This window comes from Variovorax saccharolyticus (genome assembly GCF_030316765.1).
Taxonomy (GTDB): Bacteria; Pseudomonadota; Gammaproteobacteria; order Burkholderiales; family Burkholderiaceae_C; genus Variovorax; species Variovorax saccharolyticus.
This window is the reverse complement of record NZ_JASZYT010000010.1, coordinates 169503-190383: the sequence shown is the minus strand read 5'-3', so window position 1 is coordinate 190383 and position 20881 is coordinate 169503. Positions and strand designations below refer to the sequence as shown.

Genomic DNA, 20881 nt, shown 5'->3' with positions numbered 1-20881 from the left:
CGTCCGCAACTGGCCGCCTGCTGCGATCCGCCGAGTCGGGACTATTCTTTATCGGGGGCGTTTCCACCATGCTCGGTTTCACCAAGCCGGCCTTGCCCTTGGCCATGCCTTTCCGTCGTGCGGGGCGGCCCCCCGGCTAGATCGCCGCGCCTCGCCCCTCGGTCGGGGCGGCGCGCCGAGGCCGCTCGGGACGGTCAGGCAGGGATTGAAGCAGCGCGGCTCTGAGACCCTCGGTGGCTGCCGATTCGGGCTCCCTGCCGTTCATCCCGACACTGACCACCCGCCAGACCTGGCTTCCGTTCTTGACCAATGTCGTGTGGATTCGCCGCGAGGCGTTGTTCACCATCACGCCGCGCATCTGCAGCCCAAAGCGGCCCTTGACGTTGATCGGATCGGCTCGGATATCGATGGCCATCTGTGGACGCACTGCAGAAATCCACGCGCGTTGATACTGCTCCAGCGTCACCGATTCGTCGACATCCTCCAGGGCGAAGACGCTGACCACGCCGGCCGCGTGGGAGCTGAACGTGAAGATGGGGTCACCTTCGGCATTCACCTGTTGCGTGAATACCCAGCCGGGTGGGATGTCCACGCGCTTGTTGGAGATGGGATTGATCCACTCGAAGCCGGCGAAGTATTTCTTGTTCGCCTCCGAGTCGCCGTATTGCAGATAGCCGAAGACCGCCACCATCGCAACGACACAGAACGCGGCGACCGAGCGCCTGGCTGCGCCCATCGACACGGCATGCACCTGGAAGCGCGCGGCATCGTAGCTCGCTGGTTGGCCAGACTTCACGCGTGCGTACTGTCGCCACATCGTCACCAGATTGACGAAAGGAACGCCCAGCCCCAGCCCCGCCCAGTACAACCCCAGCAGTCGCCCGAAGTATTGGAGAAACGTGGGCCGGGCGCCGCCAAGCAAGGTCACGCGCACGCCGAACAAGACCTTGCCGAGGGTCGTCCCGAACAGGCCGAATACGAAGGCCTGCGCAATCAGGGCCAGCGGAATCATCAAGAACCCAAGGCCGGTGCCGGAGCTCGGGCTCGACATCCAGAGGCCGAAAGCGGGCCAGAAGCGGCCGGCGACCATGCCGAGCAGGTAGCCGACGGGAACACACAGCGACCAGATGTCGAGCAGCTGGGCAAAGAAGCGTCGCCACGGACCCGCCAGCGGCAGGTGCAGGACCGCAGGCTGCACGGGGAAGCTCGAGCTCGGCGCTCCTGTACGAGCCCAGTCGGGAAGGTCTTCTTGCCGGATCGATTCGAGCCTCGGGGCGGGCAGCGTCACGAGGTCGAAGACAGGTTCACGCCGGTGCGCGGGTTCGGCAACTGCACCGTGGACGCGAACGCTCGTGCGGTCCTGATGGAAGTCGGACACGTCGGCCACCGGCTTCCAGGCCAAGCGCCCCGGGCGCCAGACCAGCGTGGCCGGACCGACAGCACCCGCGTCGAGAAGTGCCTGGAGTTGCTCGGTCGAGAGCGGTCCATTCCTTTCTTCGCCGCTTGCGAACCACCAGCCGTCTTGCATCTCCGCTCCACCTGGGTGTTGTATATGTACCTAAATGTATCTAAAGGACTGGTCGCGGCCAAGGTATTTCTAGGCGTGGCCCGTTTGGACTCGGCATGCCACAGGTGAAGTAAAGTGCCGTGTCCCCATTCACTCCCCCCTTCATGGATGTATTTCTACTGGCCTTGCTGACCACGCTCAACGCGTTGTTCGCAATGTCCGAAATGGCCCTGTCCACCAGCCGCAGGGCGCGCCTCGCGGCTCTGGCCGAGACCGGCGATGCGGGCGCCGCTGCGGCGCTCAAGCTGATGGAGGATCCGACGCAGTTCCTGTCCAGCGTGCAGATCGGCATCACCTCGATCGGCATGCTCAGCGGCATCGTGGGCGAGGCCGCCTTCGCGGAGCCGCTGGCGGACTCGATGCGCGGATGGGGCATCGGCGCCGGCACGGCCAGCATCGCATCGACCGCGGTGGTGGTGACCTGCATCACCTTCTTCACGATCATCTTCGGCGAGCTGGTGCCCAAGCGCATCGGCCAGCTCTACCCCGAGCCGGTGGCGCGCTTCGTGGCTCGGCCGATGCGCGGCCTGGCCACGGCGGCCAAGCCTTTCGTGCTGCTGCTGTCGGGCGCCACCGCCGCCACTTTGAAGCTGCTGCGCATCGATTCGAACGCGGCCCGCGTGGTGACGGAAGAAGAGATCTCCGCCAGCCTAGAAGAGGGCGTCGATGCCGGCGTGATCGAGATGCACGAGCACCAGATGGTGCGCAACGTGTTCCACCTGGACGACCGCCGGCTGACCTCGCTCATGATTCCGCGGGCCGACATCGAGTGGCTGGAGGCCTCGTGGACCGTGGCCGAGTGCCTGCAGAAGGTGTCCGCGGCCGGGGCGCTGAACCTGGTGCATTCCTGGTATCCGGTCTGCCGTGGTTCGCTCGACGACGTGGTCGGCGTGATCAGCGTGGCGCACCTGCTGAGGCTCGGCCCCGCCCATGAAGGCCCGATCGAGCCTTCGGCCCAGCCCGCGGTGTTCGTGCCCGAGACGCTGACCGGCATGGAACTGCTCGAGCAGTTCCGCTCGCATGCCGGCCGGCTGGTCTTCGTGGTCGACGAGTATGGCGTGGTGCAGGGCCTCATGACGCCGCGCGATCTGCTGGAGGCGATCACCGGCGAACTGCAGGTCGCCACCCATGCCGAGGCCTGGGCCCGCGAGCGTCCCGACGGCGTCTGGGAACTCGATGGCCTGATGCCGGTGTCGGAACTGCGCGCCCGCCTGGGCATCCGCGAACTGCCCGAAGAGGATCGAGGCCGCTACAACACGGTGGCGGGCCTGTTGATGTTCGTCTCGGGCCGGCTGCCCGAAGTCGGCGAGCGCATCGACTGCGCAGGCTGGTGCTTCGAGGTGGCGGCGCTCGAAGGCAAGCGCATCGATCGGGTGCTGGCCTACCCGGACGCGGGGGCGGCCGACCTGGCGCCCTGAGCCTCGGATCGTCTGAGAATCTTCTCGGGAACCGGGAGGAGATTATTGTTTTCTCCTGTGGGAGAATGAAAAGAATCTTCTCATCAATCTTCTCAAGCATTCAGTGTGGAAGCCGGACGCCCGACCGCCCTTGATCAACTGGCAACCGTGCTTGCGCGGCAGCCCATGGCAAGTGCGGCTGATCTGGCCCGGTCGTTGGGGGTCAGCGTGCCGACGCTGCACCGGATGCTGCAGGCGCTCGGCCATCGGATCGTGAGCGGTGGCAAGGCGCGCCGGGCACGCTATGCCTTGCGCCGGCCGCTGCGGGGCGTGCTGTCCGACCTGCCGCTGTACGAGGTCGATGCCGACGGGCAGGCCGCTCTCGTCTCGCACCTTGCCCCCGTGATGCCCGAGGGCACGATGATGCCGCTCGACGGTACCGGCTGGCCCCTGGTCGACGAGGCGCGCGACGGTTGGTGGGGCGGGCTTCCCTATCCGCTGCATGACATGCGGCCCCAAGGCTACATGGGGCGCCAGTTCGCGCGGGCCGAGCACCATCGGTTCGAGGTGCCGGCGAATCCGGTCGAATGGTCGGACGACGACATTCTTCATGTGCTGAGCCGCAGCGGCTCGGACGTCAGCGGCAACCTGATCCTGGGCGACCCGGCGTGCGAGCGCTGGCTGCAGGCCAAGGTGTCGGTGCCTGAGCCGATTCCGGGCAGGCGGGTCGGCGCTGCCTATGGGCGACTGGCCGAGCAGGCCATCGCGCAGGGTGTGGCCGGGTCGAGCGCGGCCGGCGAGTTTCCCAAGTTCCCGGCGCTGCGTGACCTGGATCGCCAGGCGACGCCGCACGTGCTGGTGAAGTTCTCCGGCGCCGATGGGTCGCCGGCGGTGCGTCGCTGGGCCGATCTGCTGGTGGCCGAGCATCTGGCGCTCGATTGCGCGGCCACCCTGCCTGGCGTGCAGAGCGCGCGCAGCCGGGTGGCGGTGCATGCCGGCCGCACCTTTCTCGAGGTGGAGCGCTTCGATCGCGTCGGCATGTTCGGCCGCAGCCGCCTCGTGAGTCTCGACACGGTCAATGCCACGCTGATCGGGGAGGGCGTGATGGACTGGCCGAGGCTCGCAGCCCGGCTGGCCGGTGCCGGCTGGCTCTCGGCCGAAGACGAGTTGCGCATCCTGCATCTCTGGTGGTTCGGACGGCTGATCGCGAACACCGACATGCACCTGGGAAACCTGAGTTTTCGGCCGTCCCAGGGCGAGCTGGCGCTGGCTCCGACCTACGACATGCTGCCGATGCTCTACGCCCCGCTGGCTGGCGGCGAAGTGCCGGCCCGGGAGTTCCAGCCGCCGCTGCCGCTGCCTGCCCAGCGCGCGGCGTGGACCACCGCCTGCGCGGCCGCCCTCGCGTTCTGGACCCGGGCCGCCGCCGACCGGCGCATCGGCGGGGCGTTCAGGAAGACCTGCGCCGACAACGCCCTGAGGCTGAATCAGCGCGCCGAGCGCGCCTGAATCGCCACTCCTATACTGGCCGGCCCCAGACCCGGAGACCGCCATGACACTGCCCGCCACCACCCTTCAGATCCGCTCGCTCGTCAGCAGCAAGGGAGAACTGACCCTCTCGCTGTCGGAGGACCCGATCCCTCAGCCGGCCGCCCACGAAGTGATCGTGCGGGTCGAGGCCGCGCCGATGAATCCGTCCGATCTCGGACTGCTGTTCGGTGCCGCCGACCTGCGCACCGCGAAGGCATCGGGCACGGCCGAGCGGCCGGTGGTCACCGCCAGCATTCCCGAAGCCGCGATGAAGAGCATGGCCGGGCGCCTGGACCAGTCCATGCAGGTCGGCAACGAAGGGGCTGGCGTCGTCGTGGCGGCAGGTGCGGCACCCGAGGCGCAGGCGCTGCTCGGCAAGACCGTGGCGGTGCTCGGCGGCGCGATGTACACGCAGTACCGCTCGATCGCCGCAGCCCAGTGCATGGCGCTGCCCGAGGGCACGACGGCGGCCGAGGGCGCCTCGGCCTTCGTCAACCCGCTCACCGCGCTCGGCATGGTCGAGACCATGCGCCGCGAGGGCCACAAGGCGCTGGTGCACACGGCCGCGGCGTCGAACCTGGGCCAGATGCTGAACCGGATCTGCCTCAAGGACGGCATCGATCTCGTGAACATCGTGCGCAAGAAGGAGCAGGAGGAGATCCTGCGCGGCCTCGGCGCCAAGTACGTCTGCAGCACGGAATCGCCCACCTTCATGCAGGACCTGACCGATGCGCTGGTCGCCACCGGCGCCACCCTGGCCTTCGACGCCATCGGCGGCGGCAAGCTGGCGGGCCAGATCCTGACCTGCATGGAAGCGGCACTCAACAAGACGGCGACCGAGTACAGCCGCTACGGCTCCAGCACCCACAAGCAGGTCTACATCTACGGCGGCCTGGACCGCGGGCCGACCGAGTTCACGCGCGGTTTCGGCATGACCTGGGGCATGGGAGGCTGGCTGCTGTTCCCGTTCCTGCAGAAGATCGGACCCGAGGGCGCCGCGAAGCTCAAGGCGCGGGTGGCGGCCGAGCTCAAGACCACCTTCGCGAGCCACTACACGGCGGAGCTCTCGCTGGTCGAGGCGCTGAGCCTGGACCGCATCGCGGTCTATTCGCGCCACGCGACGGGCGAGAAGGCCCTGCTCAACCCCAACAAGTAGCAGCAGGCGCGCAGTCGGCGCCGCGCGCTGCCTCGCGCTGCACGGGCGGTCACGCAGCCGCCACGGTCGTGTCACTCAAGGCGACTAGATTGGGAGGTTCTCTCCGCGAAGAGTCATCGACCGTCGCGGGGCACGACATCCAACGCATCGACCTGAGGGCCCGCGGCAACGCCGGGCGGCGCCCGGCCATGCAAGACCGACCGATTGATGAGCATCCAGAGCCAAGCCGCGATTCCGTTCGTGCATCCGATCTACGTCCGAGGCGTCCTGGACTGCCTGAACAGTCGCGGCATCAGGCCCTCGGAGGTGCTCGCCCGTGCGGGCTTGTCCTGGCAGGATCTCGGCGACGGGAAGCCGCTGCTGGATTTTTCCGTCTTCCGCCGGTTCGTGGTGCAGGCCATCCAGTGCAGCGGAGAACCCGCGCTGGGCCTCATCGCAGGCGCGATGCTCCAGCCCTATCACAGCCCGGTAGGCATCGCGGCGGTGACCAGCCCGAACCTGGGACAGGGGCTCGAATTCCTGAGCCGGCACGCAACGCTGATCTTCAGGAGCATGCATTTCCAGCTGGACAACGGCCCTCGATGGAGCACCCTCAGGATCAGGCCGTTGCGTCCGCTGTTCGAGACGCACGTGTTCGTCATGCAGTCCATCGTCGGCGCGCACTGCCGCATGGTCGAGGCGATCGGGGGGCGGCCGGTCGATGAACTCACGGTGGGCTTGCCGTACGCCCGGCCGGAGGGCGGCGATGAGCCTTGCTTGCGCTACGTCCGCAGGGTGGAGTTCGACCAGCAGTGCCTGACGTTTCAACTGCCCGTCGACCTGCTGGACTGCCCTTCGCCCTCCGCCGACGCGAAGGCGTTCGACGCCGCCGCGCAGGCCTGCCAGAAGATGGCGTCGGAGCTCGGGCACCTCGAGTTCATTCATCGGGTCCGGCAAGCGCTGCTCGAGCGCCTGACCGCCAATCCCGATCTCAACGCGCTGGCTCCGGACCTGGGCGTTTCCTCGCGGACTCTCGCGAGAAGGCTCGCCGACGCAGACCTCAGCTTTTCCGACATCAAGAACGACTTGCGCAAGACGCATGCCGCCTGGTATCTGCAGCACACGGAGCTGTCGATCGAGGACATCGCATCGCGGCTCGGCTACAACGACCATACGAACTTCAGCCGCAAGTTCAAGGACTGGTATCGCGTCCCGCCCAGCAAGATGCGGCAGAGTCTTCGAAGCAGCCAGCACTGAGCCGGCGGCGGTTCGGCCGCGCCTCGGTGCGTGGCCGATCCTCTCTAACCGTGGCTCGGCAAGGGCGTGAAGGCCGCGGCCGGAGCAAAGCGGCCGGTGTCCGCCGGCCGCCCGATGCGCCCGGCCGCGAGCCGGGCCTGAAGGCGTCCGATCGCATGCAGCGGCTTGCGCTCGACCGCCGCCGTGCCCTTGCCGGGATCGGCGATGGTTGCGGGCCCGGGGCCGATCGCCAGGCACACCGGTGCGGTGTCGATGCCGCCGACCTGGCCGATCGTTTCATTGATTTTCGAGAGCAGCTCGACGCAGCGCTCACCGAGATCGACACCGCGCTGGGTCAGCAGGACCTTGCGTGTGGTGCGCTGGAGCAACGGCGTCTCCAGCATGGCTTCGAGTCGGGAGATGCTTCTGCTCACGCTCGACTTGTGGATCTGCAGTGCATCGGCCGCCAGGGAGAAACTGGAGAGCGAAGCGACGTAGGCGAAGATGCGGAGATCGTTGAGGTCGATCAGCTTCTCTGCAACGCAGGTGGACGAAGTACCGTTCTGCATGAAGACCTTCCCTTGACGTTCCTTGACCATGGAAGAAGGCGGACCGGCGTTCACCGGACCGCCTTCGGGAATGACTCAGAGAACCCGAGTGATTCCGTTGCCGGATCAGAACGAGTGGCGGATGCCGAAGTCGTAGCCGGTCGAGTTCTTCGGGGTCAGCACGCCGGTAGCAGCGTTGCCGGCGAAGAAGGCCGGGCCGCCGACGGTCAGGTCGGCGCCGTTCTTGTTGCTCACGCGAGCCACCGTTGCGTACAGGGCCGTGCGCTTCGACAGGTTGTGGACATAGCCCAGGGCGAACTTGTCAGCCTTCGGATCGGGTTGGAAGCCGAACAGTTGGTTGATGAAAGCGCCGGTGTTCTTGTAGTCCACTGCCGAGTACGAAACACGGATCAGGCCAGGACCGACGGGAACGGTGGCACCGATCAGCCAGCCGTCAGCGCCGGGTTCACGGAAGCCGAACGGGTTGGTAGCGCCGGCAACGAAGTTCGACGAGGTGTCTTGCTTCAGGTCGGCCTTCGAGTACTCACCGAACAGCTTGACCACGCCGAAGTCATACGAAGCGCCCAGGTTGAACGTGTCGAGGTTGTTCGTGGTGCCGGCGAAGTAGTTCGAGGCGATGGTGCTTTGAGCGTAGGCCAGGGCGACATCCAGCGGACCGTTGGCATAGCCCACGCGACCGCCGATGTAGCGGCCGGCGCGTTCGTTGCGGCCGGCTTGCGTCGGGTTGGCGATGAAGGCCGTAGCGCCAGGAGGCGTCAGCGTGCCCGGGTCGTAGCTGGTCTTCTCGTTGAACGCGTACATGAACTGACCGTAGAAGCCGCCCAGGTTCGGCGGCAGGAAGTAGCCGATCGAGTTGCTGGCACGCTGGTAGGTCGTGTTCTGGGTGAACCCGCCCTGGGAGATGATGCTGCCCGGGTTGTTGTAGCCGTTGGCGGTCGAGATCAGGTTGGTACCAACGCCGTTGGTGCCGAACGGATCGAACACCGAATCGTTCCAGTAGGTCGGGGTGTAGTCGCGACCGAGGCGCAGTTCACCGAAGCCGCCGGCCAGGCTCACGGTCGAACGACGCTGCCAGTTTTGGCCGCCGCCGGTAGCTGCACCGGTGCCGTCGTCGTTGTTCAGAGCACCTTCGAGCCAGAAGCTGGCTGCCAGGCCACCACCGAGGTCTTCCGTACCACGGAAGCCCAGGCGGCTGGAGTTGTAGCCCCCGCTGCGCAGCACGGTCTGGCTGGTCGTGACGCTCTGGCCCAGAAGGCCTTCGGTCTTGTTCGAGAAGCTGCTGATCGTGGCGTCGACCACACCGAACAGGGTGACCGACGACTGAGCCGAGGCAATACCGGCAACAGCCAGAGCAGCCAGGGCGACTAGAGATTTTTTCATTGCAAGTTTCTCCAAGGTTAAACAGAGGCTCCGGTGCGAAGGGCTCACCGTGACTGGCACTTGGTGCTCCCGCCGGACCCCGGGCCAACCTCCTTTTGGGAAGTTGTGGCTATTGCATCCGAGCGACATTGCGTGCCCGTGAGCCCTATGCAAAGTCGACCAGGAACTATGCAAACTCGACCGACGCGATGGAAACTCGTTGTGTGGCAACGACAGCGTCGGGAATGTGAACCACTCAGGCGATGAGCACCTTCGCGCCATCCTTGCGCAGGGCGGCGAGCGCGCCGCATTCCTGCGCCTTGGCATCGGTGACGATGATGTCGATCTCGCTGGTGCGCCGGTAGGTGACGCGGCTGGCCTGCCCGATCTTGCTGTGGTCGGCCAGGATCACCACCTGCCGCGCCTGCGCCGCCATGGCGCGCGCGACCGCGGCCTCGTGGTGCTCGAAGCTCATCGCGCCGTGCTTCGGATGCAGGCCCACGGGCGACAGCAGCGCGACGTCGGCGCAGAAGCGGCGGATGTCCTCGAGGGTGCCGTCGCCGTGCGTGGCCTGGCTCTTCACATCGATCTGGCCGCCAAGCAGCCGCACCGCATTGCCCGAAGCGCGGCCCTCGTCGGCGCCGGCGAGCTTCAGCGCAATGCTCAGCGAATTGGTGAGCACCGTCATCCCGCTGAGCGTCGCGATTTCCTCGGCCAGGATCGCGGTGGTGCTGCCGGCGTCCAGGAACAGGGTCTGGCCGGGTTTCAGCAGACTCGCCGTGGCCTTGGCGATGGCCCGCTTCTCGCGTTGCCGCGCGATCAGCCGCACCGACAGCGGTGGCTCGGGCTCGGGTCCCGCGGCCACGGCGCCGCCGTGCACGCGGCGCAGTTCGCCGTAGCCTTCGAGTTCGAGCAGGTCGCGGCGCACGGTCTCGCGCGAGACTTCGAGGTCCTGCACGATGCGGTCGACGCTCACGCGCGAGAAGGTGGCCAGGAGGCTGCGAATACGCAGGAAACGTTCGGCTTGAAGCATGGATGGAGGAGTTCGGGCTTCGGCTGCGAGGGCGATTGGAACACGCCGCCCCAGCGACTGCGCCCGCGTTCCGGCAACGGCGCCGGAACGCGGGCATCGGGCGGCGCCTCGACGCCGCCGGCGTGGCGCCTGGTCAGAGGTCTGCCAGGCCCATCGCCGGGTCGCTGACCGTGTGCTTGCCGGTCTCGACGCGGCCGGCGAAGCGGCGGTAGTAGCGCGGATCGCTGTCGCAGGTGACCGCGAAGTCGTACCACTGGCCGCTGCCGGCGAGCTCCCAGTGCAGGTCGTCGACGACGGCGCCGCCGGCAACGCTGGCCGTCCACGGGCCATCGGTGCGGTACGCCTTGGCGCGGACCGTGAACCTGGCGGCGTTCCGGCCCGGGTTCGCCAGCTTCAGGTAGACGTTGCCGTTGGCGATGTCATAGCACACCCGCAATTCGGGGTTGGCGGCGCCGTTCGCGCGCAGCGCGTTGAGGTCGCCCTTGAAGTGGCGATGGAAGCCGTTGGGCCCGAGCACCCACAGATCGTAGAGCCCGGCGTCGTCGGTCATGGCGGCCCAGCTGTCGTCCAGCGTCTTGCCGGCTTCGACCATGTACCGGCGCGGCAGGCGGTCCAGGTGCAGCTTGTCGTAGACATGGAAGACGGCCGCCTGCTTGCCGGTGTTCGCGAACAGCAGCTGCACCACGCCGCTCCCGGCGTCGCAGCGTGCGCTGGTGTGCAGTTCGTAGGGCAGGGCCCGCGAGGGACGCGTGCCGGTGATCTGCTTGGGCAGCGCGGCGGTGCCCGGCAGCGCCACTTGCGTCAGCGCGTCCTGCGCAGCGCGCAGGGCGTCCGCGCCGGCCTTGGTCGTGCGGCCGGCCAGCGTGGGCAGCACTTCGGAGTTCGGCGTGGCGAAATTGAAGACGCTCGTGAGGTCGCCGCACACGGCGCGCCGGAACGGGCTGATGTTGCTCTCCTTGACACCGAAGCGGGCCTCGAGGAAGCGGATCACGGAGCTGTGGTCGAAGGCCTGCGAGTTGACCCAGCCGCCGCGGCTCCAGGGCGAGATGACATACATCGGCACCCGGATCCCGGGGCCGTAGACGCGGCCGTCGGGGGTGTCCTGGTCGACGGTGCCCGGAGGCGCCGGATGGGTGAAGTACTCGAAGCCCATGTCGGCGTCGCTCAGCGTGGTCTTGCCTGCGGCCACGCCGGCGCCGTCCTTGGAAGGCGCCGCCGGCGAGGGGACGTGGTCGAAGAAGCCGTCGTTCTCGTCGAAGTTCACGATCAGCACGGTCTTGCTCCAGACCTCGGGCACCGCGGTGAGCGCATCGAGGACCTCCTGGATGTACCAGGCGCCCTGCACCGGGCTCGACGGGCTCGGATGCTCCGAGTAGGTCGAAGGCGCGGCGATCCAGCTGACCTGCGGCAGCTTGCCGTTCAGGATGTCCTGCTTGAAGGTGCCGAGGAAGCCGCCGTCCGGCATCGTGTTGGCGATGCCCTTGTAGAGCGGGTTGCCGACGTTGTCGGTCGCCGGGTCGTAGGCCGGCGACACCACGCTGCCGTCATGGCTCACGGGCTTGCCCGAGGCCTCGTTGGCCCGGCGGTACTGCTTGAAGCCGGCCAGCGGGTTGTCGGTGTAGTTCGACGGCATGTTCTGGTAGACGATCCAGCTGACGCCCGCGGCCTCGAGCCGCTCGGGGTAGGTGGTCCAGTCGTAGCCGCTGGTCGAGGGGCCGATGTCGTCCCACTCGTTGGTGACCATCGCCACGTTGGCGCCGGTCGGTCCGTTCGTGCCGGTCCACAGGAAGCTGCGGTTGGAGTTGGTGCCGGTGTGCATCGCGCAGTGATAGGCATCGCACAGCGTGAAGGCGTTCGCCAGTGCGAACTGGAACTTGAGCTCGGCCTCCTGGTAGTAGCCCATCGACTGCGTGAAGGGCGCGGTCGAGGTCTTCTTGTAGGTCGGCCATTTGCTCATGCGGCCGCCGTCCCAGGCGTTCTGGCCGTCGTTCCAGTCGTGCGGCGTGCCCTTCACGCGCAGCGCGTTGCCCTTGGTGCTGTCGAGGTAGTAGGGCGTGACGATCTGGCCGGCCAGGTATTCCTGCTCCCAAACCGTGCGGTTGCCGGCAAGCGGAATCGCGAACCGGTCGCCGAAGCCGCGCACGCCCGGGAGCGTGCCGAAGTAGTGGTCGAAGGAGCGATTTTCCTGCGTCAGGATCACGACGTGCTCGACGTCCATGATCGTGCCGGTGGCGTTGTTGGCGGGAATCGCGAGCGCGCGGCGGATCGCCGGCGGGAAGGAAGCGAGCGTGGCGGCGGCGATGCCCGTGGTGGCGGCGCCGCGCAGGAAGTTGCGTCTTGAAGTCATGGTTCTTTTCGTTCGATGGAATCAGGGCGCGCAGCGCAGTTCGGGCTTGGCCGCGGCCGCCGGCGCGTCGGGGCCGGTGTTGCCGCCGGCGTTCGGTGCGGAGGCGGCGGGGTTCGAGGTCGAGGGCAGGACGGGGATCGAGTCGCTGCCGCCGCCGCAGGCGCTCAGCGCCAGGGCGGCCGACAGCGACACGACGACCGATCGCCAGCCCGTCAGGGGTACTGCGGGAGGAAAAGCGAAGCGGGCATGCATGGGAGCTCTTTCTTTGGTGGGGAGGGCATGGGAAGGACCGGGGCAGTGAAGTGGCGGAATCGAGGGCGTCGATCGCTCGCGCATCAATCGCACAAAAATCCACAATCACCACACTTGCCTCAGATCTTGCTGTCAGCAGATGACAGCGCCTTGACACCGGCGCCATGCCTGCGGCCGCGCTCCAGGACGGCGCGATGGTGCTTTTCGGAAGGGGTGGCCGGCCCGGATCGGTCGGGGCCGAGCGAGAAGAGGCGCGCGACTCAGCCTTGGCGCGACGCGGTGCGCAGCAAGGACTCGCGGGGAGGGTGAACGGCCGAAGGCTCGGACTGGCGCTTGGCAATCAGGGGGCGGCCGTGGACGGCCGGCGGCCCGCTCGGGGGCAGCGACCCCCACGCGTTGCGCGTGGGGGAGAGTTCAATCAGCCGAGGGCGAGGCGGTTGCCGCCGCCGGCGGTCTTGCGGGCGCCGTCCGGGCCGTAGAACAGTTGCACGCTCGACTGCAGGAAGTGCAGCGCGCGCTGGGTGAAGTCGAGGTGCGTGTGGACCATCGAGCCATTGCGCAGGTTGCGCGCCTTGGCTTCGTCGGCGAGTTCCAGCAGGGCCGTCCAGGCCTGGCGGGTCGGCTCGCCGGCGGCGGCTGCCGCGGCGTCCGCACCGGCCGGACCGGGCTCGAAGCCCAGCGCCACCTGGGCGGTCTCGCGCTGGCGGTCGAGGGTCGCCATGCGGTCCAGCAGGGCGATCTTCTGCTCGGTGATCGCGGCAAGTTCGCCGAAGCGGGCATTCGCCATCGCGTGTTCTTCCTGGTCGAGCACGGCCAGGAATTCCTCGACGCAGGATTTCTCCGCGTGCAGGTAGAGCAGCATGGTGTTCATGGCTTGGCGTCCGGATCGAGCAGGTCGCGCACGCTGGCCAGCAGGCCGCTGGCGATGCGCTCCGGGTGAACTTCGTAGCGGCCGGCGCGGATGTCCTCGCGGATCGCCGCGACGCGGGCGGCGTCGAAGTCGCTGCCACCGGGCGCGCTGGGCATGGTTCGGACTTGTCCCATGGCTTGCGCTCCGTCCGTGGCGGGCGCCGCGGCGCCGTCGATGCCGCTGGTCGCGGCTGCTGCCGCCTTGGTGGGGCGGCTGAGGGGCGTGGCCGAAGGGCCGGGTGGATCGATTTTCAAGATGGTTCCTCAAAGGGCTGACCCGTATATCGGCGGTTTCAGCAGGATCTTTAGGCGAAGTTTGCACAAAATTCGACGGGCGGCCCAGGTGGAAAACCAGGCGAAACAGAACGTCTTCAATGGCTACTGTGAAAGTCGGATCTGGCCGTCCTCGGACGCCACGCCGGTCAAGAGGCGGCCGTCGCGGGTCTTGGCCTGCACCGTGGCGCCGATCTCGGCCCGGGTCATGGCCTTGCCTTCGGTGCTGATCGTGAAGCCGGCGCCCTGGGCCACCAGCTGCACGGTCTGGCCCTGCTGGATCACGACCACGCCGCGCATCGACTCCTTGCGCAAGGGCGCGCCGGCGGCGATCCGGTTGGTCGCCACCATGCCTTGCAGCGCGGCGCCTTCGGTGATCACCGAACGCGGCAGGTCGCCGAGGTCGCCGCTGCGCTCGGCCACGTCGGCGGCGCCCAGGCTCTCCCCGGCTTCGATGGCCCTCGCGGCGACGTAGTAGCGGCCTTCGACCGCGACCTGGGTCGGCACGAAGCGGGTCCAGCTCTTGTCGCCGCGGCAGCGCAGGCCGACCGAGATCCGGCCCCGGGGCGTCGCGCCCTTGGGCAGGAAGGCCTCGAAGTCGTCGCACGGCGGCAGGGCAGCGGCCTGGGTGCTGAAACTGACCTTGCCGGGCAGGCCGTTGGTCTGTTTCTGCAGCAGGGCTTCGATCGCCGCCCGCGCGCCCTCGGGCAGCGGCGACGCAGCTGCTGCCGAAGAGGCGGCGGCCACGGCCAGCAGCCCCGGCAGCGCGATGCGCAGGAAGCGGTTCCGGAAGGGACGATGTTGCATGGGAGTGCCTCGGCAAGCGCAGGTGGACAGGGAAGGAGGACACACACCGGCGCCGGGTCATTCTAGGAACGGTCCCCGCGGCACGAAGTCGCGAAGTGCTGGCGAAATGCCCCTTTGTTCAGCCCATTGCGAACGCGATGCATGCATAGACTCGCTTTCCATCTGTCGCCATGCCGTCTAGTGCGGACGCGACGCCAACCGATGGAACTCCATGATCGACAAGCTCGATGCGGCACTCGCCTTCAACCGCGAAGCCCTCAATCTCCGGGCCCAGCGCCAGGAAGTGCTGGCGGCCAATATCGCCCACGCCGACACGCCGAACTACAAGGCGCGTGACTTCGACTTCGCCAGCCGCCTGACGCAGGCGGTGGAGCAGGGCCGGCAGTCGCAGTCCTTCGCGCTTGCCACGACCTCCTCGCGCCACCTGGCCGGCGAGTCGAAATCGATGCCCGACCAGGACCTGCTGTATCGCGTGCCGAGCCAGTCGAGCATCGACGGCAACACGGTCGAGATGGATGCCGAGCGCATCAACTTCGCCGACAACGCGCTGCGCTACGAGTCGAACCTGACGGTGATCAACGCCAAGATCAAGTCGCTGCTGTCGGCCGTGCAGCAGTAAGCGGCAGACAACGAAAGAACGCCATGCCGCTTCCCAGTGCATCGATGAACATCTTCAACGTGGCGGGCTCCGCCATGGCAGCGCAATCCCAGCGCATGAACGTGACCGCGAGCAACCTCGCCAATGCCGAGAGCGCAGCCGGCCCCGACGGCCAGCCGTACCGCGCCAAGCAGGTGGTGTTCGAGGTCGCGGCCTCGGGCCGCCAGGACATCGGCGGCGTCAAGGTCGCCGGCGTGATCGAGGACTCCTCGCCCGCCAAGATGCTCTTCGATCCCAGGAACCCGCTCGCCAATGCCGACGGCTATGTCGCGATGCCGAACGTCAACGTGGTCGAGGAGATGACCAACATGATCTCGGCCTCGCGCAGCTACCAGGCCAATGTCGAGGTGCTCAACACCGCCAAGACGCTGATGGTCAAGACGCTGACCATCGGCCAGTAACAACACTCCAGAAAGCCCTTCATGGCCATCACCGATACCTCTTCCATTTCCGGCGCCAACGCCGCCAGCGCGGCGGCCAGCACGACCAGCGTCGCCAATGCCGACAGCGAGCAGCGCTTCCTGAAGCTGCTGGTGACGCAGCTCAACAACCAGGACCCGCTGAATCCGATGGAGAACGCGGAACTGACTTCGCAGCTGGCACAGATGAGCACGGTGAGCGGCATCGAGAAGCTCAACAGCACGCTGTCGGGCCTGGTGAGCCAGACCGGCTCCAACCAGGTGCTGCAGGCGGCATCGCTGATTGGCTACAACGTGCTGTCGCCCGGCAACACGCTCGCCACCCAGACGCCGGAGGAGGGCAAGGACCCTTCGATCCAGGCCTTCGCGGTGCAGCTGCCGGGCACGGCCGCCGACGTCGAGATCAAGATCGTCGATGGCTCGGGCAAGACGGTGCGCACCATCGACGCCGGCAGCATGACCGAAGGCGTGAACGCCGTCACCTGGGACGGCAAGGACGACGCCGGCAACGTGGTGCCCGCGGGCAGCTACAAGTTCACGGTGGCCGCGACCAACGGCGGCGCCGCCGTCGAAGCCACGGCACTGACCTTCGCGCAGGTCGCGGCGGTCAAGCAGGGCGCCACCGGCGTCACGCTCGAACTGGCATCGGGCCAGAGCATCGGGCTGGCCGACGTGCGGATGTTCCTCTGAGGACCCTCGCGCACTTTCTTCCGCCGGCGGCCTCCCGGTCGCGGGCCTTCTCTTCAACGCTTCGAACCAAGGATTCATCATGAGCTTTTCCCAGGGCGTCAGCGGGCTCGGCGTGGCCGCAGCCAACCTCGATGTGATCGGCAACAACATCGCCAACTCGGGCACCGTCGGCTTCAAGTCGGCGGCAGCGACCTTCCAGGACATCTACGCGGGCTCGCGCGTCGGACTCGGCGCCTCGGTGTCGGGCGTGGTGCAGAACTTCACGCAGGGCGTGACGCAGACCAGCAGCCGTCCGCTCGACGTCGCGATCCTCAGCGGCGACGGCTTCTTCCGCATGACCAGCACCAGCGGCGAAGTCATGTACACGCGCAACGGCCAGTTCACCAAGGACAAGGACGGCTACATCGTCAACGCCGGCGGCCTGCGCCTGACCGGCTACGGCGTCAATGCCAGCGGCGGCATCAACGGCGGCACGCCGTCGGCGATCCAGATCCCGACCCAGGCCATGACCCCGAACGCCACCACCAGCGTCGACGCCGAGTTCAATCTCGATTCGCGCAAGGGCGTGCCCACCAAGACGCCGTTCGACCCGACCGATTCGGACACCTTCAACTACTCCAACGCGGCCGGCCCGATCTACGACTCGCTGGGCGTTTCGCACGACCTGTCGGTCTACTTCGTGAAGACCGCCACCGGCTGGGACGTCCACGGCACGTACGACGGTGCGGCGATCGGCGCCGGTGCGCTGTCCAGCATGACCTTCGACGCCAACGGCAACCTCACGGGCGGCGGCACGATCGTCGTGCCGCCGAAGACCTTCGGCAACGGCTCGGCGCCGGTCAACATCACGCTCGACCTCACGGGCACGACCCAGTTCGGTACCGCCAACGGCATGAGCAAGCTGAGCCAGGACGGCTACACCTCGGGCGTGCTGACCTCCTTCTCGGTCAATCCCGACGGCACCATCACCGGCAAGTTCTCCAACGAGCAGTCCAAGCTGCTGGGCCAGGTCGTGCTGTCTTCCTTCGCCAACCCGAACGGGCTCGAGCCGAAGGGCGGAAACATGTACGCGGAGACGCAGGCCTCGGGCGCGGCCCTCACGAGCACGCCGGGCGAAGGCACCAAGCAGGGCTCGCTGGCCGCGGGTGCGCTCGAAGCCTCCAACGTCGACCTGACTTCCGAGCTGGTCAACCTGATCGTCGCCCAGCGCAACTACCAGGCCAATGCGCAGACCGTGAAGACGCAGGACCAGGTCATGCAGACGCTGATGAACATCCGCTGACGCGGTGTTCTGAATCGACGCAGTCCCTCAACACCAGGAGCACACAGTGGATCGAATGTTGTACGTCGCCATGAGCGGCGCCAAGCAGGCCATGGAGCAGCAGGCCTCGGTCGCCAACAACATGGCGAACGTCTCGACCCCGGGCTTCCGGGCGCAGATCAACAGCTTCCGCGCGGTGCCGGTGGTGGGCGAGGAGGCGCCGACGCGCGCCTTCGTCGCCGCCACCACGCCGGGCGCCGACTTCAGTCACGGCGCCTTGACCGAGACCGGCCGGGACCTCGACGTCGCGGTGCGCGGCGAGGGCTGGCTGGTGGTGCAGACGCCGGGCGGCGGCGAGGCCTACACCCGCGTCGGCAACCTGCAGGTCGGTGCCGATGGCCAGGTGATGACGATGGGCGCACGGCCGGTGGTCGGCGACGGCGGTCCGCTGGTGATCCCGCCCGGCTCGACCGTGACCATCGCCTCCGACGGCTCGATCGCGGCGCGCGGCGCCGGCGACCCGGCCACCGGAGTGGCCGAGGTCGGCCGCCTCAAGCTGGTCAACCCGTCCAGCGCCGACCTGGTGCGCGGCGACGACGGCCTGTTCCGCATGCGCGACGGCCTGCCGCCGGCCCCGGCCGACGACAGCGTGGTCGTCGCGGCCGGCATGGTCGAGGGCAGCAATGTCAATCCGGTCGAGGCCATGGTGGCCATGATCGCCAACGGCCGCAGCTTCGAGATGCAGATGAAGTCGATCCAGACCGCCGACATCAACGCGCAGTCGGCCAACAAGCTGCTGGCCTACGGCTGATTCGCAAATCCCCCCGCAGGAGTAATTCAATGATCCGTTCCCTCTATGTGGCCAAGACCGGCCTCGAAGCCCAGCAGACGCAGCTCGACGTCGTGTCCAACAACCTGGCCAACGTCGGCACCACCGGCTTCAAGCGCAGCCGCGCGGTGTTCGAGGACCTGATGTACCAGAACCTGCGCCAGGTCGGCGGCCAGACCTCCGACCAGACCCGCCTGCCTTCGGGCCTGCAGGTCGGCACCGGCGTGCATGTGGTCGCCACCGAGCGCATCCATGCGCAGGGCAACATGACCAAGACCGACAACCCGAAGGATGTCGCGATCAACGGCTCGGGCTTCTTCCAGGTGCTGATGCCCGACGGCACCACCTCCTACACCCGCGACGGCTCGTTCCAGACCGACCGCGATGGCCAGCTCGTGACCGCCAGCGGCTTCACGATCCAGCCCGCCATCACGATTCCGCAGAACGCGACCAGCATGACGGTCGGCCGCGACGGCATCGTCTCGATCACCCAGGCCGGCAGCACCGCGACCGTGCAGGTCGGCCAGCTGCAGCTCGCCACCTTCCTGAACCCGGCCGGCCTGCAGAGCATGGGCGAGAACCTCTACAACGAGACCGATTCCTCGGGCGCCCCGAACCTCGTGAACCCGGGCCTGGACGGCGCCGGCATCCTGAGCCAGGGCTATGTCGAGGCCTCGAACGTCAACGTGGTCGAGGAACTGGTCAACATGATCGCCACGCAGCGCGCCTACGAGATCAACAGCAAGGCGATCCAGAGCTCCGACCAGATGCTGCAAAGGCTCGCACAGCTGTGATCGAAAGCACGCGTCTTCTTCTGGCCGGGCTGGCCCTTGCGCTGGCCACCGGCTGCGCGCAGATCCCGCGCGATCCGCTGGTGCACCAGCCGATGACGGCGCGTGCCGAAATGCAGCCGATCCCGCCGGCGCGTGCGGCCAGCGGATCGATCTTCCAGGAAACCAACCGCGGCATCGCGCTGTTCGAGGACCGCCGCCCGCGCAACGTCGGCGACATCCTGACCATCGTCATCAGCGAGAAGGTCAACGCCAGCAAGAACTCGGGTGCCAACGCGAGCCGCGACGGCAGCGTGTCGGCTGCCTTCGATTCGATTCCCAAGGTGCTCGGCGGACTGCTGCGCGACCAGGACGCCAAGCTTTCGGGCAAGAACGCGCTCACCGCCAAGGGCGGCGCCAACGCGGCCAACACATTCAACGGCGTGATCACCGTCACGGTGGTCGACGTGCTCGGCAACGGCAATCTGCTGGTCAGCGGCGAGAAGCAGATGGGCATCAACCAGGGCACCGAGTTCATCCGCTTCTCGGGCGTGGTGAACCCGCGCACCGTGACCGGCAACAACACCGTGCTGTCGACCCAGGTGGCCGACGCGCGCATCGAATACACGGCCAAGGGCTACATCGACGAGGCCCAGCACATGGGCTGGATGCAGCGCTTCTTCCTCAACGTGATGCCCTTCTAGTCATGACCCACCCATCGATCTCCGCTTCCGCGCGCCGCGCGGGCCTGGTGCTGCTGGCGCTGTGCGCGCTCGCGGCCTGCCTGCCGGCCCGGGCCGAGCGCCTGAAGGAACTGGCCAGCATCCAGGGCGTGCGCGACAACCCGCTGATCGGCTACGGCCTCATGGTGGGCCTGGACGGCACCGGCGACCAGACCATGCAGACCCCGTTCACGACCCAGAGCCTGAACAACATGCTGCAGCAGCTGGGCATCACGATCCCGCAGGGCGTGAACATGCAGCTCAAGAACGTCGCGGCCGTGATGGTCACGGCCCAGCTGCCGTCGTTCGCGCGGCCCGGGCAGAACATCGACGTCACCGTGTCGTCGATGGGCAATGCGAAGAGCCTGCGCGGCGGCACCTTGCTCATGACGCCGCTCAAGGGCGTCGACGGCGCGGTGTATGCCATCGCGCAGGGCAACATGGTGGTCGGCGGCGTCGGCGCCTCGGCCAACGGCAGCAAGGTGCAGATCAACCAGCTGAGCTCGGGCCGCATCCCGGCCGGCGCGACGGTGGAGCGCGTGGTCGAGGCCTCGGTGGGCGGCGACGGCGCCTTCACGCTCGAGCTCATGCGTTCCGACTTCGGCACCGCCCAGCGCGCGGTCGAGGCGATCAATCGCCAGTTCGGCGGTGGCACGGCCGATGCGGTCGATGCCCGCGTGATCCGCGTGCGGGCACCCGAATCGCCGCAGGAGCGGGTGGGCTTCCTGGCACGGCTCGAGGGGCTCGAAGTCACGCCGACGCAGGCGGTGGCCAAGGTGGTCATCAATGCCCGCACCGGCTCGGTCGTGATGAACCAGGCGGTCCGGGTGAACGACTGCGCGGTGGCGCACGGCAGCCTGTCGGTGGTCATCAACACCGACCCGCTGGTGAGCCAGCCCGGCCCGTTCTCGAACGGCCGCACGGTGGTCTCGCAGACTTCGGAGATCTCGATCAACCAGCCTGGCGGCGCGCTGCAGATGATTCGCGGCGGCGCTTCGCTGGCCGATGTGGTCAAGGGCCTCAACACGCTGGGCGCGAATCCGCAGGACCTGGTGTCCATCCTGCAGGCCATGAAGTCGGCCGGCGCGCTGCGCGCCGAGCTCGAGATCATCTGAGGC

Annotated in this window: 21 protein-coding genes; 12 read left to right on the top strand and 9 right to left on the bottom strand. The window is 67.5% G+C overall.

Annotated elements, in window-relative coordinates:
• Positions 1 to 136: 136 nt before the first annotated feature.
• Positions 137 to 1528 carry an RDD family protein gene (locus QTI45_RS27420; protein ID WP_286656572.1) on the bottom strand — a complete coding sequence of 464 codons (1392 nt, stop codon included), beginning with the start codon at positions 1526 to 1528 and terminating at the stop codon, positions 137 to 139.
• Positions 1529 to 1671: 143 nt separating this feature from the next.
• Here QTI45_RS27420 and QTI45_RS27415 point away from each other — a divergent pair, with 143 nt between their 5' ends.
• The 4 genes from QTI45_RS27415 to QTI45_RS27400 all read left to right on the top strand — a co-directional run bounded on the left by QTI45_RS27415 (position 1672) and on the right by QTI45_RS27400 (position 6886).
• Complete coding sequence (locus QTI45_RS27415; protein WP_286371662.1) at positions 1672 to 2985, top strand: hemolysin family protein; 1314 nt, start codon at positions 1672 to 1674, stop codon at positions 2983 to 2985.
• A gap of 105 nt (positions 2986 to 3090) precedes the next feature.
• Positions 3091 to 4473, top strand: coding sequence for a type II toxin-antitoxin system HipA family toxin YjjJ (yjjJ, locus tag QTI45_RS27410; protein ID WP_286656571.1), 1383 nt, complete (start codon positions 3091 to 3093; stop codon positions 4471 to 4473).
• A 43-nt stretch (positions 4474 to 4516) separates the two neighbouring features.
• Complete coding sequence (locus tag QTI45_RS27405; RefSeq protein WP_286656570.1) at positions 4517 to 5650, top strand: zinc-binding dehydrogenase; 1134 nt, start codon at positions 4517 to 4519, stop codon at positions 5648 to 5650.
• A 207-nt stretch (positions 5651 to 5857) separates the two neighbouring features.
• A complete protein-coding gene (locus QTI45_RS27400; RefSeq protein WP_286656569.1) occupies positions 5858 to 6886 on the top strand; it encodes an AraC family transcriptional regulator in 1029 nt (342 codons plus the stop codon).
• 44 nt (positions 6887 to 6930) lie between these two features.
• Here QTI45_RS27400 and QTI45_RS27395 read toward each other — a convergent pair whose 3' ends face one another.
• The 8 genes from QTI45_RS27395 to flgA form a co-directional block, all read right to left on the bottom strand.
• Complete coding sequence (locus QTI45_RS27395; protein WP_286656568.1) at positions 6931 to 7488, bottom strand: LysR family transcriptional regulator; 558 nt, start codon at positions 7486 to 7488, stop codon at positions 6931 to 6933.
• A 51-nt stretch (positions 7489 to 7539) separates the two neighbouring features.
• Positions 7540 to 8814 carry a porin gene (locus QTI45_RS27390; protein ID WP_286371512.1) on the bottom strand — a complete coding sequence of 425 codons (1275 nt, stop codon included), beginning with the start codon at positions 8812 to 8814 and terminating at the stop codon, positions 7540 to 7542.
• Between the two features lie 235 nt (positions 8815 to 9049).
• Complete coding sequence (locus tag QTI45_RS27385; RefSeq protein ID WP_286656567.1) at positions 9050 to 9826, bottom strand: DeoR/GlpR family DNA-binding transcription regulator; 777 nt, start codon at positions 9824 to 9826, stop codon at positions 9050 to 9052.
• Positions 9827 to 9959: 133 nt separating this feature from the next.
• Positions 9960 to 12173, bottom strand: coding sequence for a phosphocholine-specific phospholipase C (locus QTI45_RS27380; RefSeq protein WP_286656566.1), 2214 nt, complete (start codon positions 12171 to 12173; stop codon positions 9960 to 9962).
• A gap of 21 nt (positions 12174 to 12194) precedes the next feature.
• Positions 12195 to 12425 (bottom strand): hypothetical protein, encoded by a 231-nt coding sequence (locus QTI45_RS27375; RefSeq protein WP_286656565.1) that lies wholly within the window; start codon positions 12423 to 12425, stop codon positions 12195 to 12197.
• Positions 12426 to 12843: 418 nt separating this feature from the next.
• Entirely contained in the window at positions 12844 to 13296 is a 453-nt protein-coding gene (locus QTI45_RS27370; protein WP_286371508.1) for a flagella synthesis protein FlgN, read from the bottom strand.
• Positions 13293 to 13589, bottom strand: coding sequence for a flagellar biosynthesis anti-sigma factor FlgM (flgM, locus tag QTI45_RS27365; protein WP_286656564.1), 297 nt, complete (start codon positions 13587 to 13589; stop codon positions 13293 to 13295). Before flgM ends, QTI45_RS27370 begins: the two co-directional genes overlap by 4 nt.
• 123 nt (positions 13590 to 13712) lie before the next feature.
• Positions 13713 to 14414 carry a flagellar basal body P-ring formation chaperone FlgA gene (gene flgA, locus QTI45_RS27360; RefSeq protein ID WP_286371506.1) on the bottom strand — a complete coding sequence of 234 codons (702 nt, stop codon included), beginning with the start codon at positions 14412 to 14414 and terminating at the stop codon, positions 13713 to 13715.
• Between the two features lie 211 nt (positions 14415 to 14625).
• Between flgA and flgB the strand changes: the two genes are divergently transcribed.
• The 8 genes from flgB (at position 14626) to QTI45_RS27320 (ending at position 20878) form a co-directional block, all read left to right on the top strand.
• Positions 14626 to 15033, top strand: coding sequence for a flagellar basal body rod protein FlgB (gene flgB, locus QTI45_RS27355; RefSeq protein WP_286526945.1), 408 nt, complete (start codon positions 14626 to 14628; stop codon positions 15031 to 15033).
• 44 nt (positions 15034 to 15077) lie between these two features.
• A complete protein-coding gene (flgC, locus tag QTI45_RS27350) occupies positions 15078 to 15473 on the top strand; it encodes a flagellar basal body rod protein FlgC (protein ID WP_286371661.1) in 396 nt (131 codons plus the stop codon).
• A gap of 21 nt (positions 15474 to 15494) precedes the next feature.
• Positions 15495 to 16181 carry a flagellar hook assembly protein FlgD gene (locus tag QTI45_RS27345; protein ID WP_286656563.1) on the top strand — a complete coding sequence of 229 codons (687 nt, stop codon included), beginning with the start codon at positions 15495 to 15497 and terminating at the stop codon, positions 16179 to 16181.
• Between the two features lie 79 nt (positions 16182 to 16260).
• Positions 16261 to 17463, top strand: a complete 1203-nt coding sequence (gene flgE, locus QTI45_RS27340; RefSeq protein WP_286656562.1) for a flagellar hook protein FlgE — start codon at positions 16261 to 16263, stop codon at positions 17461 to 17463.
• Between the two features lie 46 nt (positions 17464 to 17509).
• Positions 17510 to 18253 (top strand): flagellar basal-body rod protein FlgF, encoded by a 744-nt coding sequence (gene flgF / locus QTI45_RS27335; protein ID WP_286656561.1) that lies wholly within the window; start codon positions 17510 to 17512, stop codon positions 18251 to 18253.
• Positions 18254 to 18282: 29 nt separating this feature from the next.
• On the top strand, positions 18283 to 19065 hold the full coding sequence (gene flgG / locus QTI45_RS27330; RefSeq protein WP_286371501.1) for a flagellar basal-body rod protein FlgG: 783 nt from the start codon (positions 18283 to 18285) through the stop codon (positions 19063 to 19065).
• Positions 19062 to 19745, top strand: coding sequence for a flagellar basal body L-ring protein FlgH (locus QTI45_RS27325; RefSeq protein ID WP_286656560.1), 684 nt, complete (start codon positions 19062 to 19064; stop codon positions 19743 to 19745). Before flgG ends, QTI45_RS27325 begins: the two co-directional genes overlap by 4 nt.
• Before the next feature lie 2 nt (positions 19746 to 19747).
• Positions 19748 to 20878 carry a flagellar basal body P-ring protein FlgI gene (locus QTI45_RS27320; protein WP_286371499.1) on the top strand — a complete coding sequence of 377 codons (1131 nt, stop codon included), beginning with the start codon at positions 19748 to 19750 and terminating at the stop codon, positions 20876 to 20878.
• Positions 20879 to 20881 lie beyond the last annotated feature (3 nt).

What these genes read in the sequence shown, in the direction of transcription:
- flgC (WP_286371661.1), top strand. Translation starts at nt 15,078, where the DNA reads ATGAACATCTTCAACGTGGCGGGCTCCGCCATGGCAGCGCAATCCCAG.
- QTI45_RS27385 (WP_286656567.1), bottom strand. Translation starts at nt 9,826, where the DNA reads ATGCTTCAAGCCGAACGTTTCCTGCGTATTCGCAGCCTCCTGGCCACC.
- flgG (WP_286371501.1), top strand. Translation starts at nt 18,283, where the DNA reads ATGATCCGTTCCCTCTATGTGGCCAAGACCGGCCTCGAAGCCCAGCAG.
- flgB (WP_286526945.1), top strand. Translation starts at nt 14,626, where the DNA reads ATGATCGACAAGCTCGATGCGGCACTCGCCTTCAACCGCGAAGCCCTC.
- QTI45_RS27400 (WP_286656569.1), top strand. Translation starts at nt 5,858, where the DNA reads ATGAGCATCCAGAGCCAAGCCGCGATTCCGTTCGTGCATCCGATCTAC.
- QTI45_RS27415 (WP_286371662.1), top strand. Translation starts at nt 1,672, where the DNA reads ATGGATGTATTTCTACTGGCCTTGCTGACCACGCTCAACGCGTTGTTC.
- flgA (WP_286371506.1), bottom strand. Translation starts at nt 14,414, where the DNA reads ATGCAACATCGTCCCTTCCGGAACCGCTTCCTGCGCATCGCGCTGCCG.
- QTI45_RS27380 (WP_286656566.1), bottom strand. Translation starts at nt 12,173, where the DNA reads ATGACTTCAAGACGCAACTTCCTGCGCGGCGCCGCCACCACGGGCATC.
- flgE (WP_286656562.1), top strand. Translation starts at nt 16,261, where the DNA reads ATGAGCTTTTCCCAGGGCGTCAGCGGGCTCGGCGTGGCCGCAGCCAAC.
- QTI45_RS27320 (WP_286371499.1), top strand. Translation starts at nt 19,748, where the DNA reads ATGACCCACCCATCGATCTCCGCTTCCGCGCGCCGCGCGGGCCTGGTG.
- QTI45_RS27420 (WP_286656572.1), bottom strand. Translation starts at nt 1,528, where the DNA reads ATGCAAGACGGCTGGTGGTTCGCAAGCGGCGAAGAAAGGAATGGACCG.
- QTI45_RS27390 (WP_286371512.1), bottom strand. Translation starts at nt 8,814, where the DNA reads ATGAAAAAATCTCTAGTCGCCCTGGCTGCTCTGGCTGTTGCCGGTATT.
- QTI45_RS27405 (WP_286656570.1), top strand. Translation starts at nt 4,517, where the DNA reads ATGACACTGCCCGCCACCACCCTTCAGATCCGCTCGCTCGTCAGCAGC.
- QTI45_RS27375 (WP_286656565.1), bottom strand. Translation starts at nt 12,425, where the DNA reads ATGCATGCCCGCTTCGCTTTTCCTCCCGCAGTACCCCTGACGGGCTGG.
- QTI45_RS27370 (WP_286371508.1), bottom strand. Translation starts at nt 13,296, where the DNA reads ATGAACACCATGCTGCTCTACCTGCACGCGGAGAAATCCTGCGTCGAG.
- QTI45_RS27345 (WP_286656563.1), top strand. Translation starts at nt 15,495, where the DNA reads ATGGCCATCACCGATACCTCTTCCATTTCCGGCGCCAACGCCGCCAGC.